16 protein-coding genes are annotated in these 15,677 nt (G+C 35.2%); 9 read left to right on the forward strand and 7 right to left on the reverse strand.

The features are described 5' to 3' along the window. Positions 1–170: 170 nt before the first annotated feature. From AC4AGG_RS11880 to AC4AGG_RS11900, 5 genes are all read right to left on the reverse strand, one after another. Complete coding sequence (locus AC4AGG_RS11880) at positions 171–509, reverse strand: DUF3817 domain-containing protein (RefSeq protein WP_489772223.1); 339 nt, start codon at positions 507–509, stop codon at positions 171–173. 46 nt (positions 510–555) lie between these two features. Beyond that, positions 556–1,140 (reverse strand): nicotinate (nicotinamide) nucleotide adenylyltransferase, encoded by a 585-nt coding sequence (gene nadD, locus AC4AGG_RS11885; protein ID WP_489772224.1) that lies wholly within the window; start codon positions 1,138–1,140, stop codon positions 556–558. A gap of 25 nt (positions 1,141–1,165) precedes the next feature. After that, positions 1,166–1,528, reverse strand: a complete 363-nt coding sequence (locus AC4AGG_RS11890) for a four helix bundle protein (protein WP_489772225.1) — start codon at positions 1,526–1,528, stop codon at positions 1,166–1,168. 38 nt (positions 1,529–1,566) lie between these two features. Then, positions 1,567–3,279 (reverse strand): single-stranded-DNA-specific exonuclease RecJ, encoded by a 1,713-nt coding sequence (recJ, locus tag AC4AGG_RS11895; protein ID WP_489772226.1) that lies wholly within the window; start codon positions 3,277–3,279, stop codon positions 1,567–1,569. A 189-nt stretch (positions 3,280–3,468) separates the two neighbouring features. After that, positions 3,469–5,091, reverse strand: a complete 1,623-nt coding sequence (locus AC4AGG_RS11900; protein WP_489772227.1) for an ABC-F family ATP-binding cassette domain-containing protein — start codon at positions 5,089–5,091, stop codon at positions 3,469–3,471. Positions 5,092–5,270: 179 nt separating this feature from the next. Between AC4AGG_RS11900 and smpB the strand changes: the two genes are divergently transcribed. The 3 genes from smpB to AC4AGG_RS11915 all read left to right on the forward strand — a co-directional run bounded on the left by smpB (position 5,271) and on the right by AC4AGG_RS11915 (position 8,114). Then, positions 5,271–5,729 (forward strand): SsrA-binding protein SmpB, encoded by a 459-nt coding sequence (gene smpB / locus AC4AGG_RS11905; RefSeq protein WP_489772237.1) that lies wholly within the window; start codon positions 5,271–5,273, stop codon positions 5,727–5,729. A gap of 77 nt (positions 5,730–5,806) precedes the next feature. Then, positions 5,807–7,273, forward strand: coding sequence for an OmpA family protein (locus AC4AGG_RS11910; RefSeq protein ID WP_489772228.1), 1,467 nt, complete (start codon positions 5,807–5,809; stop codon positions 7,271–7,273). A gap of 100 nt (positions 7,274–7,373) precedes the next feature. Further along, positions 7,374–8,114, forward strand: coding sequence for a YebC/PmpR family DNA-binding transcriptional regulator (locus AC4AGG_RS11915; protein WP_489772229.1), 741 nt, complete (start codon positions 7,374–7,376; stop codon positions 8,112–8,114). Between the two features lie 52 nt (positions 8,115–8,166). Here AC4AGG_RS11915 and AC4AGG_RS11920 read toward each other — a convergent pair whose 3' ends face one another. Next, positions 8,167–8,454 (reverse strand): GNAT family N-acetyltransferase, encoded by a 288-nt coding sequence (locus AC4AGG_RS11920; RefSeq protein ID WP_489772230.1) that lies wholly within the window; start codon positions 8,452–8,454, stop codon positions 8,167–8,169. Between the two features lie 10 nt (positions 8,455–8,464). Next, positions 8,465–9,217, reverse strand: a complete 753-nt coding sequence (locus AC4AGG_RS11925; RefSeq protein WP_489772231.1) for an RDD family protein — start codon at positions 9,215–9,217, stop codon at positions 8,465–8,467. A 24-nt stretch (positions 9,218–9,241) separates the two neighbouring features. On the opposite strand from AC4AGG_RS11925, the gene AC4AGG_RS11930 reads away from it, so the two are divergent. From AC4AGG_RS11930 to AC4AGG_RS11955, 6 genes are read left to right on the forward strand one after another with little or no spacing between them, the layout of a single operon-like run. After that, on the forward strand, positions 9,242–10,225 hold the full coding sequence (locus tag AC4AGG_RS11930; protein ID WP_489772238.1) for a stage II sporulation protein M: 984 nt from the start codon (positions 9,242–9,244) through the stop codon (positions 10,223–10,225). Beyond that, positions 10,212–11,180: a DUF4013 domain-containing protein gene (locus AC4AGG_RS11935; RefSeq protein WP_489772232.1), complete on the forward strand. Its 969-nt coding sequence runs from the start codon at positions 10,212–10,214 to the stop codon at positions 11,178–11,180. The genes AC4AGG_RS11930 and AC4AGG_RS11935 overlap by 14 nt, the downstream gene beginning before the upstream one ends. Then, on the forward strand, positions 11,170–11,976 hold the full coding sequence (locus tag AC4AGG_RS11940) for a DUF4129 domain-containing protein (protein ID WP_489772233.1): 807 nt from the start codon (positions 11,170–11,172) through the stop codon (positions 11,974–11,976). Before AC4AGG_RS11935 ends, AC4AGG_RS11940 begins: the two co-directional genes overlap by 11 nt. Before the next feature lie 13 nt (positions 11,977–11,989). Further along, complete coding sequence (locus AC4AGG_RS11945; RefSeq protein WP_489772234.1) at positions 11,990–13,156, forward strand: DUF4350 family protein; 1,167 nt, start codon at positions 11,990–11,992, stop codon at positions 13,154–13,156. 17 nt (positions 13,157–13,173) lie between these two features. Beyond that, positions 13,174–14,181 carry an AAA family ATPase gene (locus AC4AGG_RS11950; protein WP_489772235.1) on the forward strand — a complete coding sequence of 336 codons (1,008 nt, stop codon included), beginning with the start codon at positions 13,174–13,176 and terminating at the stop codon, positions 14,179–14,181. A gap of 48 nt (positions 14,182–14,229) precedes the next feature. Further along, positions 14,230–15,552 carry a DUF58 domain-containing protein gene (locus tag AC4AGG_RS11955; protein WP_489772236.1) on the forward strand — a complete coding sequence of 441 codons (1,323 nt, stop codon included), beginning with the start codon at positions 14,230–14,232 and terminating at the stop codon, positions 15,550–15,552. Positions 15,553–15,677 lie beyond the last annotated feature (125 nt).

Raw genomic sequence — 15,677 nt, forward strand, 5'->3', positions numbered from 1 at the left:
ATAGTATAGGAGCAGTAGGTGATTATATCGACTTTACTTTCAATGGAACCTACCACGATTCGGCAGGTGCATCTCACACCATTTCAGGAACGGGGCATGTACTAAGAGACTATTAAAGTTTATTTAAAGATAAAATAAATTAAAGAGCACTCAATTTTTGAGTGCTTTTTTTATTCCCTATCAAATTGGGCGAGTTTTTTATCGACCCAAATAGTAGCGAAAGGAAAAAACGCTGAAATCAGAGAAAAGACAAAATCTTCGTCATCCCAGTCAAATATTTTCCTTACAGGTAAAATCATCAGTAGGTAACATGTAAAAAAGAACCCATGGATATTACCAATAAGAATAATGTAGATAGTGGGCAAAAGCCCTTCTCGGTCAGAGCGAATCCATACCATAGCAGAAAATAATAATGCCCACGAAATAGCTTCCGCCAAACAAACTTGACGAAATCTCTTGATGATGGTTTCTTGAGAATATTTTGAGAAAAATTTTTCGATGAAATTCACTGTGAATTATAAATTTTGAATTAAACTGACAACTAACAACCAAAAGTTATTTATAAAAATTACTACCATCCAAATAGGCAAAGACCTCTGGTGGAAGCATCGGACGAACGTTTTTTCCTTCTTTAATCATATTTCGGATTTCTGTTGCAGAAAGTTCGATGACTGGTGCTTTAATTAATGAAATATTAGGATGCTGAAAATATTCAGCGTCATTAAGTTGGCCTTCGAAGTTTCTTGGATAGACCAAAATTCGATAATCTTCTACTAATTTGTCTGCATTTTTCCAGTTTTTGAGGCTTTTGAGATTGTCTTCGCCCATGATTAAGACAAATTGATTTTGAGGATATTTTTCCTTTAAGTAAATTAAAGTATCAATCGTGTAACTTGGCTTAGGTAATGAGAATTCGACATTAGAAGCTCTCATTTTTGGATAGTTGACCAATGCTCTTTCGACCATATCCAATCGATTATAGTCATTAAGCAAAGATTTTTTTTCTTTAAATGGATTTTGAGGACTTACAACAAACCATAATTCATCCATTTCAGAATGCTCCAAAATGTAATTTCCTAAAATCAAATGTCCAATATGTATTGGATTAAAAGAACCGAAAAAAAGACCGATTTTTTTCAAGGTGTTAGGTTTTGGGTATTATTGATTAGGTATTAGATTTTTTAATACTTGATATCAAAGCGTTAAGCATTTTTGCAATCTCAATGATATCTTGTTCAAAAATAAGATATTTATCTTCTTTAACGTATTTTAGATTCTTTGAGATGATTAGTTGGGTTTCCAATTCAGCTAAACTACCTCTTGCAATTTTGAGAAACTGAAGATAATCTATAGAACTTCTTCTGGAGTGTCCTTCTGCAATATTTGATGCAATTGAAATTGATGAACGTCTTATTTGAGAAGTGATTCCATAGAGTTCATGCTTGGGAAATTCTTCCGTCAATTGATAAATTTCAGTTACCAACTGAATTGACTTTTGCCAAACAAAAAGTTCTTTATAATTCCCCATGACATTAACTAAAAATCTAATTCCTAATAAACTATTGCCTAATCCCTAAACTTCACATCCCGAATATTAAGATAATGGGTAACGTTACCTTTCCAGTGGTTTTCTTCGACAGTGAACACGATATCGAATTTTTTAGTTCGGAAATCTTCTGCAAATTCACCCAACTTGAAGCCAACGCATTCGATGTTTCTTCCTGTAGAATCTTGTTTGATATAGAATTTGATATGAGAATTTTCCTTACCCATTGCTTTCACGTAGCCAGAAACCTTTTGGTTTTTCAGTACAAAAACAGGTTTCATATTCTGAGGTCCAAAAGGTGAAAGTTTTCTATGGAAATTAATAAATTCTCGATTGAAGTCATTAATATTCATTTCGCAATCTATAGAAATAGAAGGCTCTTTCTGATGTTCTTGGATTCTTTCTGCGACAACTTTTTCAAATTGAATTTTGAATTCCTCGAACTTTTCTTTTTCCATCGAAAGTCCAGCCGCCGCTTGATGTCCCCCAAATTTCAGAAAATAATTGGAGCAAATGTCCAAAGCTTCATGTACATCAAAATCGGACACTGAACGAGCTGAAGCGACTAATTCACCATTATTACCTTCGGTAAAGACCAAAGTTGGTTTGTAATAAGTTTCTGTAAGTCGCGAAGCAACGATTCCAATAACGCCTTTGTTCCAACTTGGGTCGTAGACGATGGTTGTATAATTGTTAATTTGATTGGTTTCGATGATTTGATTAAGTGCAGAAACCGTCGAATTCATGTCCAACTCACGTCTTTCGTCGTTGAGGTTCATGATGTTATCAACAATCTGATGTGCATGTTTCAGATTATCAGAAATCATCAATTCAACCGCTGCTTTACCATGCGAGATTCTTCCTGCAGCATTAATTTTTGGTGCGATTTCAAAGACAATATTCGAAATTTTGAACGTCGAAAGTTTATCATCAGGAATCAAAAGTCGAAGTCCTAATTTGCGAGTTTTGCGAAGCGTTTTTAACCCCAATTTTGCTAAAACTCGATTTTCACCAGTCATGGCAACAATATCTGCCGCAATAGAAATGGCAAGCAAATCGGTTAAGTCATAAAGTTCGCTTTCCGGGATTTTATAGATGGTGTTAAGACCTTGACATAACTTGAAGCCAACACCGCATCCAGAAAGTTCTTTGTACGGATATCTACAATCTGCTCTTTTTGGATCCAGAACCGCATAAGCATTGGGTAACTCGTCACCTGGTAAATGGTGGTCACAAATGATAAAATCTACCCCCAGTGAATTAGCGTAATCCACTTTATCTGCTGCTTTTATTCCGCAATCCAGCGCTATAATCAAAGAAAATCCGTTCTCTTTTGCAAAATCAATTCCCTCTTTGGAAACGCCATAACCTTCAGAATTACGGTCAGGAATGTAGAAATCAAGATATTTTTTCTCAACAATTTTGCTGAGGTAGAGATACATGAGCGCAACAGCAGTAGTGCCGTCAACATCATAATCTCCGTAGACTAATATTTTTTCTCCATTTTCGATGGCGGTGGCGATACGTTCGACCGCTTTTTGCATATCTGCCATCAAGAAAGGATTGTGTATATCTTCTAATTTTGGTTTGAAGAATTCTCGGGCTTTTTGATAATTGTCGATTCCTCGAAGTACGAGGAGTTTCGACTCAAAAGTACCGAAACCAAGCGAAGTACTCATCGCATCAACTACTTCTTCGTTGGGTTCGGGTTTATAAATCCATTTTTGGCTCATAATCCTACAAAAGTACTGAATTAATCTTAAAATTTATAACAATTCTAAATTAGAGTGAGGCTTAACAAAAAACCTTCAAGGTTTCAAAAGCCCTGAAGGTTAATTAATATTGAAAGAAATTCAAATAGGTTACCGTCTAACAATCATCCATCATCATTCACCTCTCATCATTCATCAGTTATTCCTCAACTAAGAATACATTTTTTGCTGAAGTTCTTTGATTTTTTTATCGCTAAGGTATTCGTCATAAGTCATGTCACGATCGATTACTCCTTTAGGAGTCAATTCAATAATTCTGTTACAAACTGTTTGTAGCATTTCGTGGTCATGAGAAGACAAAAGGATGTTACCTTTGAAGTTTCCTAAAGAGTTGTTAAGAGTTGTGATACTCTCCAAATCTAAGTGGTTGGTCGGTTCGTCAAGAAGCAAAATATTAGCTTTCTGTAACATCATTCGGCTGAACATACAACGCATTTTCTCACCTCCAGAAAGGACTGTACATGACTTCAATGCTTCATCACCTGAGAAAAGCATTCTACCAAGGAATCCTCTCATGAACTCTTCGTGTCTTTCTTCGTCATTTTTTGTAAACTGACGTAGCCAATCTACTAAGTTGATATTTTCTTTAAAGAAATCCGAATTATCAAGAGGCATATACGATTGAGTCGTAGTTACTCCCCAATTGTATTCTCCTTTGTCAGCAGTAGTGTTTCCTGAAATAATTTGGAAAAATTCTGTGATTGCCAAAGAGTTTTTGGAGATGATGGCAACCTTATCGTTTTTCTTTAATTTGAATTCGATTCCAGAAAATAGCAATTCTCCGTCTTTCGTTTTTTCAAGGTCTTTAACTTCCAAGATTTGGTCACCGGTCTCTCTTTCCATTTCGAAAATGATTGCAGGATATCTTCTTGAAGAAGGTTTGATATCTTCAATGTTTAGTTTATCCAACATTTTCTTTCTTGCTGTAGCTTGTTTTGCTTTGGCAACGTTAGAACTAAATCTTGCGATAAATTCTTGAAGTTCTTTTTTCTTTTCTTCCGCTTTCTTATTTGCTTGAGCTCTTTGTCTTGTTGCTAATTGAGAAGCTTGATACCAGAAAGAATAATTTCCGGTGTAAAGATTAAGTTTAGCATAATCCAAATCCCCAATGTGTGTACAAACCGCATCCAAAAAGTGACGGTCGTGAGATACCACAATTACCGTATTTTCATAGTCAGCAAGGAAGTCTTCTAACCACGCAATGGTTTCGATATCCAAGTCGTTGGTAGGCTCGTCGAGAATCAATACATCAGGATTTCCGAATAAAGCTTGAGCAAGTAGAACTTTTACTTTGTCTTTATTTTCTAATTCTGACATGAGTTGATAATGCATGTCTTCCTTGATTCCAACGTTAGAAAGCATGGTTTGAGCGTCAGATTCTGCATTCCATCCACCCATTTCGTCATAGATTACGCCAAGCTCACCAGCCTTGATTCCGTCCTCATCAGAGAAATCTGGTTTTGCATAAAGCGCGTCCATCTCTTCCTTTATTTCGTATAATTTTTTATTACCTCTCAATACGGTTTCTAGGACGGTGAATTCATCATAAGCAAAGTGATCCTGCTCCAAAACGGACATTCTTTTTCCAGGTTCAAGAGATACGGTTCCCGTAGTTGGGTCTTGTTTTCCAGTTAAGATTTTTAAAAATGTTGATTTTCCGGCTCCATTGGCTCCAATGATTCCATAACAATTACCGCGAGTAAAAAGCATATTGACATCGTCAAAAAGTACTCTTTTACCGAATTGTAATGATAAATTTGATACTGTTAACATATAGTTTCGTAAATTTGGCGCAAAAATAAGAAAAAGTATTGATTTTGAAGGTCAAGTGATGGCTTTTTTGTTGAGAAACCTCTTGTTTTCAGTCTAATATTGTCTAACTTTACATGAGACAAATCATCTCGACAAAGTATAAAGTAAAGATAAAATAGTAATACATTTGAATGGCGAAAATAAAGTTTGAAAAGAAGGTGCAGATTTATAATAAACGTGCCAAATTTGAATTCGAGCTGCTAGAAGAGTTGGAGGCTGGGATGGTGCTAACAGGTACCGAAATTAAGTCTCTTCGCTTGTCTAAAGCAAGTATTTCGGAATCTTTTTGCGAATTTATAGAGGGAGAATTGTATGTAATTAATATGTCAATCGAGGAGTACAAGTTAGGTACTTTCTATAATCATAAAGCAAGGCGAGAACGCAAACTTTTATTACACAAAAGGGAGTTGGATAAGCTCCAGCGCAAAGTAAAGGATGTTGGAAATACCATTGTGCCCCTTAAGTTATACATTAATGACAACGGTATTGCTAAGTTAAGAATTGCTTTAGCTAAAGGGAAAAAGCTGTTTGATAAGAGGGAGAGCATAAAAGATAGAGAAAATAAACGGAATCTCGACCGAATTCTTAAGAAAAGTTAAAAAACATCTTGAAAACTTTGTGTATAAGGAAAAATTATATTTATTTTGCACTATAATTTATTTAATCATTTAATTCTATGAAAAATCTAAAATTAGGAATTTCAGCATTGGCACTTACGGTTGCCTCTACTGTTTTTGCTCAGACCACAAACAATCCTTGGGTGATTGGTGTTGGTATGCATGGTGAGAACCATGTTGCAGCTGGAGGGAAAATTGGTGATATTTTTTCAACTGCTTTTGGTGGTAACAACGGTGACTTGTATAAAATGAACAACTATTCATTGACACCACCACTTTCTAAACTTACAGTTGCAAGAAACATTAACAAGTACTTAGTTATTGATTGGCAAACTACTGTTGGAAATGTTGATAACAAGAGATTCAACATGGGGAAAGAGTTTTTCTTACAAACAGGATTAGGTTTGCAATTTAAAATTAATGGATTCTGGAACGAGGAATCTTGGTTTGATCCGTATATCAGAGTTGGTGCTAACTACCTTCGTCATGATTATAGCGGACTTACATTCCCTAGAACTGACGTGAATGGGGTTGCTCAGGCGATGTACAACGAAGATGGTGATTTAACAGGTCAGGCTAATCACTTCACGACAGCTGGAGGTATTGGATCTAACTTTTGGATTACTAAAAACTTTGGTTTAGGTTTACAAGGTGATTATGTTGGAACTCCAACAAATCATTCTGCTGTTGCTAATTTCTGGCAAGGTTCTGCTTCCCTATTATTTAGATTCGGAAACAGAGATAGAGATAAAGACGGAATCCTAGATAAAGATGATGCTTGTCCAGATACACCTGGATTAGCTGAGTTCAAAGGTTGTCCAGATACAGATGGTGATGGTATTCCTGATGGAGACGATCAGTGTCCAGAAGTACCAGGAGCTGTTGAAAATAACGGATGTCCTTGGCCAGATACAGATGGTGATGGAGTTCTTGACAAAGATGATTCTTGTGTTGATGTAGCTGGTCCAGCTGAAAACAATGGATGTCCTTGGCCAGATACTGACGGTGATGGTATTCTTGATAAAGATGATGCTTGTCCTACTAAATACGGATTAGCTGAGTATAATGGATGTCCTAAGCCAAAAGAAGAGACTGCAAAAGTAGTAGAGCAAGAATTAAGAAGTGTATTCTTTGATTTCGACAAAGCTACAATCAAGCCAGAATCTAATTCTAAATTAGATAATGCTGCTAAGTATATTAAAGATAATGACGGTCATTATTTATTGACAGGGCAAACAGATGCTAAAGGTTCAGCTTCTTACAATTTAGATCTTTCTCAAAGAAGAGCTGCTGCTGTAGTTGCTGCTTTAGAAGCTAGAGGTGTAAGTACAAATAGCTTGAAATCAGTTGGTGTTGGTGAACAATTTGCTAAGGTTGCAGAAAGCGCTTCTAATGCAGAAAGAGAAGCTGACAGAAAAGTAACTGTAACAGCTGTTCTTAATGACAGTGCTTGGGATAGCATGCCTAAGTCTGATGTAGTTGAGAAAAAAGCACCTGCTAAAAAATCAACTAAGAAGAAAAAATAAGTAAATATTTTTCTAAATAAAAAGAACACCCTCAAATTATTGAGGGTGTTTTTTTTTATAGGGAAATTGCTTATTTTTGTGCTTCAAAATTTATTACAAAATGGGACGCGCATTCGAATATAGAAAAGCCTCAAAAATGGCTCGTTGGGACAAGATGGCAAAAGCTTTTTCAAGAATTGGAAAAGACATAGCAATCGCAGTTAAAAACGGTGGATCTGATCCAGACTCCAATCCGGCATTAAGGAGATGTATCCAAAATGCTAAAGGTGCCAACATGCCAAAGGATAATGTTGAAAGAGCAATCAAGAAAGCAAGCGGTGCTGACGCAGAACAATATGATGAGATTACTTACGAAGGATATGGTCAAGGAGGAGTGGCTTTCTTTGTGGAATGTACCACGAATAATCCAACAAGGACTGTAGCTAATGTAAGAGCTATTTTCAATAAATTTGATGGTAATCTTGGTAAGAATGGAGAGTTAGCCTTTATTTTCGACCGAAAGGGGATTTTTACTCTAGATAAAGCTGCTATTACGATGGATTGGGACGATTTTGAAATGGAATTGATTGATGGAGGTGCTGAAGAAGTGGAGGCTGATGAAGAAGAAGTAATGGTGACTACTGCATTTGAAGATTTTGGTTCATTATCTCATAAATTAGAGGAATTAGGAATTGAGCCTAAAAATGCAGAACTTCAAAGAATACCAAACAATACCAAAGCCGTTAATGAAGATCAATTTAAGGCTAATATGAAGATGTTAGAGAGATTTGAAGGAGATGATGATGTGCAGAATGTCTATCATAACATGGAAGTAACGGAAGAAATGATGAATTCTATTTAATACTTTAATATAGTTTAATAGAAGAGTCCGGAACTAAAGGTTTCGGACTCTTCTATTTTAGCAGTATGTCGCTAACGTCATCCATCCGCATCATGACTGATCTAGCATATGAACAGTGGGGAAAGATCCTCCAATCATTTTTTCTCGCGAAGCTAATAGCCTCTTTAACCAAGTGTTTTCCCATTCCTTGACCTTCAAATTTTGAATGTACTAGGACATAAGAAATAATTAATTTATTCTCTTCTGGAAAGATAGTATACGTTAATCTACCGATTTCTTCAGATTCATTTTGTAGCGAAATGTAGCCGCCATTGCCTGATTGATGGTTTTCGAAATTCATATCGTAGGTTTTAGTTTTCTTTTCCTGTGTAGAAATTATAGTCTTTGATAATAGTGGAGATAAAGGTTTTGTCTGTCAAATCAATCGAGTTATTTTCAAGTTTGATTATCTCTTTAATTTTGGAGGCCAATTGCCTTAATATTTTAGAGTCTCCAGATGCAACAGCTCTTGTATAATTGTCTTTTATAATTCTCATATCATTATCAGAAAGCGCAACAACCTGCGGAAAGGAAGGTTGATAATCACTATTAAGATTTTCTAAAATAGTGTGGCTAATATTGACTTCGTTTTTTAAGGAGATAACTGCGGTACCAGAAGCAATACCTCCAAATCTTTGATTGTTTTTAGTAAATATTGTTGTTAGCAAACCAACAATGGCAAAATTAGAATAGATATCAACAAGACGAAAAACCCATCGGATGAGATAGTCTCCAAAGCTAGCTTGATAACCATCAATTTTAACTACACGAATTTTTACTATTTTCTTGCCAAAGGTTTGACCTTCCATCAACGATTCACTAATTAAAGTATAAATGTAAATTGGGAAAGTAATAATAAGAACAATTGCTGCGGCTGACCATCCATCCATTGATTCTAACAATGGAGAGATATCGTAGAGTTCAAAAAAAATAAGATAAATACAGAATAGATAAGCGGCTATAATGAGCAAATCGATTATGTACGCCAACATCCTTTCGCCAACACTAGCCAATCGAAAATTTATATTGACATTTTGTGATGTGTTAATAGCGATATAATCCATATTTTTTTTATTTTAGCTATGAATATGAGAGAGGTTGCTTTTATAAAACAAAATAAAGAAAAATGGTTGGAAATAGAGCAGGTTATCCAAGGAAAAATTAAAAAAAATCCAGATGACCTTTCCTCTATGTACATTAATTTGGTTAACGACCTCTCGTTTGCCCAAACGTATTATCCCAAATCAAAATCAACAGAATACCTCAATCAGCTTTCTACTGGTATTTTTCAGAAAATTTATAAAACTAGACGGCTAGAAAAAAATCGATTAGTCTATTTCTTTAAGACCGAAGTACCATTGATTGTTTATCAATATAGAAGATATTTATTATATGCCTTTTCATTCTTCTTTTTGTTCGTTTTGATAGGTGTGATTTCGTCTCATTATAACCAAGATTTTATTCGCTCGATTCTGTCAGATGGCTATGTTAATGAAACGATTGAGAATATCAAGAAAGGCGATACGGTTGGTATCTACAAAAGCGGGAGTAACTGGGGGAGTACAATTGGTATTACGTTCAATAATTTGCAAGTAGGCGCTAGATTATATATTTATGGATTGTTTGGTGGATTAGGAACGCTATTTTACTTGATGCAAAACGCAGTGATGGTGGGAACCTTTCAGTATATGTTTGTAGAATATGGAGGTTTTAAAGATTCTCTTCGTGGGATATGGTTACATGGGACATTCGAAATCTTTTCGATGGTGATCGAAGCGATGGCAGGTCTTGTTTTGGGAGCTTCCATTTTGTTTCCGAAGACCTATTCGAGATTTAATTCGATTAAGTTGGGATTCAAAGATTCTTTTAAAATATTTTTCAGTACTTTTCCTTTTACCATAATCGCAGGAATTATTGAAGGTTATGTAACCCGTTATGCGTTAGAAATGCCTGTATTTCTCAATATCCTGATTATATTCGGTTGCTTGCTTACCATTAGTTTTTATTATTTGGTCTATCCTTTTATCGTACATAAAAAAACACAAACACAAATTAAGAATGGAGTTTTATAAGAGGCGTGATTTTGGTTCTTTAATTTCTGACACATTTCAGTTTTTTAAAGAAGAGGGGAAGAATTTTTTTAAAAATTTTATCTTACTGAATGGGCTATTGATGATCCTTTTGGTAGTAATATTTGTGATAGGATACAAGGAGATTATAGCTCAATTATACTCTTCTAATCTTGAGGGAAGAGGGTTTCTTTTCCAAAGCTTTTTCCAGCAGAACGAAGCGCTTTTAATGATTGTTTCGGTTTTTATTTTTATTATTTTCATTGCGTCAGCAGTTATTACGTTAGCATATCCTGTCTATTATTTGAAGAGGAGAACTGAAGATCCTGAGAAAGTAATCAATGCAGATGATATTCTAGGGGATATTAAAAGGAATGCTAAAAGATTATTAATCCTCATTTTGGGACTTATTTTTGTGGTGACGCCACTATCAGTGATTGCTCTGATTATTCCTTACATACTAATTTTCGTTATCATTGGCCTTTTTTTGCTGTTCTTAGTCGTTCCAGCTTTGATGAATGCAATCAATTTTTTGATTTTTGATTACTTAAATACGAAGAGAGGATTTTTCGATTCGCTTACCTATGCGGTTAGAGCTCAGTTTACATATCCTAATAGAGTAGAAAAATCTCCATTTTGGAAATATTGGGGAGCAGTGGTTGTTAACGGTATGATGACAAGCATGGTAACAAATGTTATCACGCTTATACCGATGGCTATCGTTTTTGTTATCATGTATTCGACACAGCAAACATCTGGACAGACATTTGATGAATCAATGGATTCATGGATGGGAATTTTGATTTTTGTTTTTTATGGCATCGGAATGTTGATTAGTATTTTGCTAGGGAATGTTAGCTACATAAGTTCGGGATTAATGTATTACGATAGTAGAGTAGATCTACATCAAAGGTTAGACTTAGACGAAATTGATAGAATTGGATCGGATGAAGCATAGATTTTTTATCATATTATTCTGTGTTTCTTTTTTTGGAAATGCTCAAGAGGCTCCACCACCACCAGAGTCGACTGATGAAGTGGTGATTGCTGATTCTGCCTATGTCGATGATCTATATGAAGTAGGTCTCGATACGGATTCTTTATTAAGGGAACCTTATATCACTACTAATCCTATCTATCCAAAAAAAATAGATGAAAAATTTAGAAAAAAATATCAGACTGATGATTTTAATTATTCCGAAATAAAACCTAAAGAATCTTTCTGGGAGCGCCTAAGCAAGAGAATTAGGGCATTTTGGGAATCTATTTTCGGGAAACCAGACCCCAAAAAGACCAGCAACTTTACTCAGAATCTTTTGTATGTCGTTTCTGTTGTAATCATTGCCTTTGTGCTGTATTTTCTTATCAAATATTTGGTGGACAAGGAAGGAACTTTTATTTTTTCCAGAAAAAACAAGAAAATTCCAATTGGCACAGAACCTTTACACGAAAATATCCATGAAATTAATTTTCCGGATAAGATTTCAGAATTGGAAAGTCAAAAGGAATTTCGTCTTGCCATTAGATATCGTTTTTTACAGTTATTAAAAGTTCTTGAAGAACAAAAACTCATCGAGTGGAACCCAGAGAAAACCAACCATGATTATGCGTTGGAAATTAAGAAACCGAGCCACCGCAGCTCTTACGATGAGTTGTCATACATCTTTGATTATGTTTGGTATGGAGAATTTGATATCAATGAAGAGAGTTACGCTCCATTGAAGCAAAAGTTTTTACAAGTAAAATTCAATTAAACGAGGGAAGTAAATGAATAAGACAATACGACTTTACGGCATTATTTTCATCGTTGTCATGATTTTGATAACCATTTTGGTTGTCAATAAGAGAGAAATGATTGATTGGAGAAAAAATTACGAAGTTAATAAGAAGACGCCTTTTGGATTATATATTTTCGCTCATGAAGCAGAAGGTCTTCTTAATAAACAGTTGGTGAAGGAATCCAGTTCTCCTTATGAGTTTTACTCAAGTCATCCAAAAGAAGCACCACACAACATTCTTGTCGTGCAGAAATCTTTAGACGGACCTTCTTGGGACAAGTTGTTGGAGCAAGTGAAGCAGGGATCTCAATTGTTGGTCATTGATTGTAATAATGTGCCAGACCTGGAAGAATTTCAACATTTGAATCTCGAGATGGTCGATTATAACGATAAGAGTTGGTTGAATTTGACCGATGAAAAATTTCAAAATGATAGTCTTATTGTTGATAAAACGCCTAATGGTTTTGGTTTTCGTTTTTTGGAAGAGAAATACGAAATTTTGGGCAGCGTTGAATCTCGTGATACCAAAGGCGCAAACTTTATTTCCTTAAACGTTGGAAAAGGTGAAATTTTGTGGCACACAGACCCGATTTTTCTCACCAATTATTACTTGCTACAACCTAATTCGGAAAAGTATCTTCAGGATGTCTTTTCATACTTGCCTGACAGGAAGACTATTTGGTTTACGCAGGAAAGAGCTCAGAAAATTGAAGACGAAAGAGGTCCCTTAAGTTTTATTTTGGCCAATCCACCATTGAAATACGCATGGAGACTTTTGCTTGGAGGATTACTACTATTTGTTTTATTTAATATCAAGAGAAAACAAAGGAAAATTCCAATCATAGAACCTTTGAAAAACAAATCTGTCGAGTTTGTGAAAAGTATTGGTAACCTCTATCTTCAGGAAGGTGATTTCCATGATATGATGGAGAAAAAAGCACAATATTTTCTTCATCGGGTAAGATTGGATTTGCTTCTAGATACCAAAAAATTAGATGAAGATTTTGCTAAAAAGCTTCAACTGAAGACAGGAAAAGACTATGATAAAATTGTCGAAGCCATTAGATTAATTGTTCTTGCACAAGACCCTTATGCAATGGTGAGTAAAGAATATTTTTATAAACTCAACGAACTTTTAGATTATATTTATAAATAAAAAAAATAACTATCGATATGGAACATTTGGAACCAGAAAATACGTCTTATAATCATCCCGAATTTTCTTCGAGGATTGACACTTCGGAATTGCGGAATAATCTATATATGGTTAAAAACGAAATCGCAAAAGTTATTGTTGGTCAAGAGAAGATGATCGAACATCTTTTGGCAGCATTGCTTTCCAATGGCCACGTTCTGATAGAAGGTGTTCCGGGAGTTGCGAAAACTATTACAGCCAAATTATTAGCAAAAACGATTGATGTGGCTTTTAGTAGAATCCAGTTTACGCCAGATTTGATGCCATCTGATATATTGGGAACTTCTGTATTTAATGTAAAAAATGCAGAGTTCGAATTCAAGAAAGGGCCTATTTTTTCCAATTTCGTTCTTATCGATGAGATTAACCGTTCTCCAGCGAAGACCCAGGCTGCTTTGTTTGAAGTCATGGAAGAGCGCCAAATAACAATGGATGGTACTCGTTACGAAATGGATCAACCATTTTTGGTAATTGCTACGCAAAACCCAATTGAGCACGAGGGAACTTACCGACTTCCAGAAGCGCAGTTGGATCGTTTCTTATTCAAAATTGTGGTAGATTATCCTAATCTTGACCAAGAGATTCAGATTATCAAAAATCAGCAGAATAATAGATTGGAAGATAAGACCGAAGTGGTTAATAAAGTGATTTCTGCACATCAACTGAAGGCATATCAGAATTTAGTGAAAGAAGTTATTGTTGAGCAGAATCTGATGGAATACATCGCCAAAGTGATTGTTAATACAAGGGAGAATCAGTTTCTATATTTAGGGGCGTCACCAAGAGCAAGTTTGGCTTTATTAAATGCTTCTAAGGCTTTTGCAGTATTGAGAGGAAGGGATTTTGTAACTCCTGATGATATTAAAGAAGCAAGTGTTGCCGTATTGAGACATCGTGTTGTAGTTTCACCAGAAAGAGAAATGGAAGGTCTGACAGCAGATGAAATCATCAGACAGATTTTGGAATCTATTGAAATTCCAAGGTAAAATGTTCATGAAGGAAGAAAAAAGTATGATTTAATTAATTGAATGGTTTTGAAAGAACTTTTTCTCAATAATCGGTTTTTTTACCTGCTTTTCGGAGTCGGGTTTGTCTACATTTTGGCTTTTTTCTTTCCAAGTCTACTTTGGTTGGGACATGTGAGTCTTATTGCGGTATTCTTGTTGGGATTTTTGGATATTTTTCTTTTGTTCATGAACAAAGACGGAATGATAGCAAATAGAATGCTCCCAGAAAAATTATCCAATGGAGATGATAACGCGGTCAAAGTGGAGCTTAAGAACAACTATTTTTTTAATATTGTCGCTAAAGTTATTGATGAAATTCCGTTTCAGTTTCAGAAAAGAGATTTCTTTGTTGAAGAAAAAATAGGACCTAAGAAAAGGGCATCATTTCAATATACATTAGAGCCGAAAGAGAGGGGAGAGTACAGTTTTGGAGCGCTCAATGTGTATGTTTCTTCATTTTTAGGGTTAGTTTCCAAGAGATATGCCTTTCAGAAAGATGCTATGCTTCCTTGTTATCCGTCTTTTATCCATCTTCCAAAGTACGAATTGATGGCACTCCAAAACGAGTTTATGATGGGCGGAATCAAAAAGATTAGAAAGCTTGGCCACACCATGGAGTTCGAACAGATTAAGGAATACGTTCGAGGTGATGACATCAGAACTATTAATTGGAAGGCGACTTCAAAACATAATCGGTTAATGGTTAATCAGTTTCAGGACGAAAAAGCACAAAGAGTATATATGCTCATTGACAAAGGAAGGACGATGCAGATGCCATTTCGAGGGCTGAGTCTATTGGATTATTCGATTAATGCAACAATGGCGCTTAGTCATATTATCCTTAAGAAAATGGATAGGGCCGGGATGATGACTTTTTCCAAAAAAACGGAAAATAAAGTTCTTGCTGAGAATAAAAATGGTCAACTAAGAAAGATTTCCGAAGCGTTGTATAATATCCAAACTAACTTTTTCGAAAGTGATTTTGGAAGATTGTATCGCGACGTTAAGTATCAAATTAATCAGCGAAGTCTGATTTTGCTTTTTACCAATTTTGAAACTCTGGATGCGGTTAATCGTCAAATGAAATATTTGCGAGGAATTGCTCAGAATCATTTATTGGTGGTTGTATTTTTCAAGAATTCGGAATTACAGAAATTGATTCACAAGAACCCTGAAAATATGGAGGAGATTTATGATGAAATTATTGCAGAAAAATTTGAGTTCGAGAAGAAGTTAATCATTCAAGAACTCAAAAAATACGGAATCTACAGCATCTATACACTGCCGGAAAATTTGAACATTGAAGTCATCAACAAGTACCTTGAGATTAAAGCAAGAGGAATTCTGTAATTAGTAGTTCCTTCTTTTTTTGATAAGATAGTTGAAGAATGCCACGACAACAATGACGATTAATAAAATTTCAAACCAATTCATTTGTGTTTTTTAGTTTTATTTTGTAAAATTATTACAAAACA

This window comes from Chryseobacterium sp. CG10_8 (assembly GCF_058117085.1).

Bases quoted from the DNA above. Each gene is read 5' to 3' on its own strand.
- AC4AGG_RS11915 (WP_489772229.1), top strand. From the start codon at position 7,374: ATGGGACGCGCATTCGAATATAGAAAAGCCTCAAAAATGGCTCGTTGG.
- recJ (WP_489772226.1), bottom strand. From the start codon at position 3,279: ATGAGCCAAAAATGGATTTATAAACCCGAACCCAACGAAGAAGTAGTT.
- AC4AGG_RS11940 (WP_489772233.1), top strand. From the start codon at position 11,170: ATGAAGCATAGATTTTTTATCATATTATTCTGTGTTTCTTTTTTTGGA.
- AC4AGG_RS11925 (WP_489772231.1), bottom strand. From the start codon at position 9,217: ATGGATTATATCGCTATTAACACATCACAAAATGTCAATATAAATTTT.
- AC4AGG_RS11945 (WP_489772234.1), top strand. From the start codon at position 11,990: ATGAATAAGACAATACGACTTTACGGCATTATTTTCATCGTTGTCATG.
- AC4AGG_RS11890 (WP_489772225.1), bottom strand. From the start codon at position 1,528: ATGGGGAATTATAAAGAACTTTTTGTTTGGCAAAAGTCAATTCAGTTG.
- AC4AGG_RS11900 (WP_489772227.1), bottom strand. From the start codon at position 5,091: ATGTTAACAGTATCAAATTTATCATTACAATTCGGTAAAAGAGTACTT.
- AC4AGG_RS11920 (WP_489772230.1), bottom strand. From the start codon at position 8,454: ATGAATTTCGAAAACCATCAATCAGGCAATGGCGGCTACATTTCGCTA.
- AC4AGG_RS11910 (WP_489772228.1), top strand. From the start codon at position 5,807: ATGAAAAATCTAAAATTAGGAATTTCAGCATTGGCACTTACGGTTGCC.
- AC4AGG_RS11950 (WP_489772235.1), top strand. From the start codon at position 13,174: ATGGAACATTTGGAACCAGAAAATACGTCTTATAATCATCCCGAATTT.
- AC4AGG_RS11930 (WP_489772238.1), top strand. From the start codon at position 9,242: ATGAGAGAGGTTGCTTTTATAAAACAAAATAAAGAAAAATGGTTGGAA.
- AC4AGG_RS11935 (WP_489772232.1), top strand. From the start codon at position 10,212: ATGGAGTTTTATAAGAGGCGTGATTTTGGTTCTTTAATTTCTGACACA.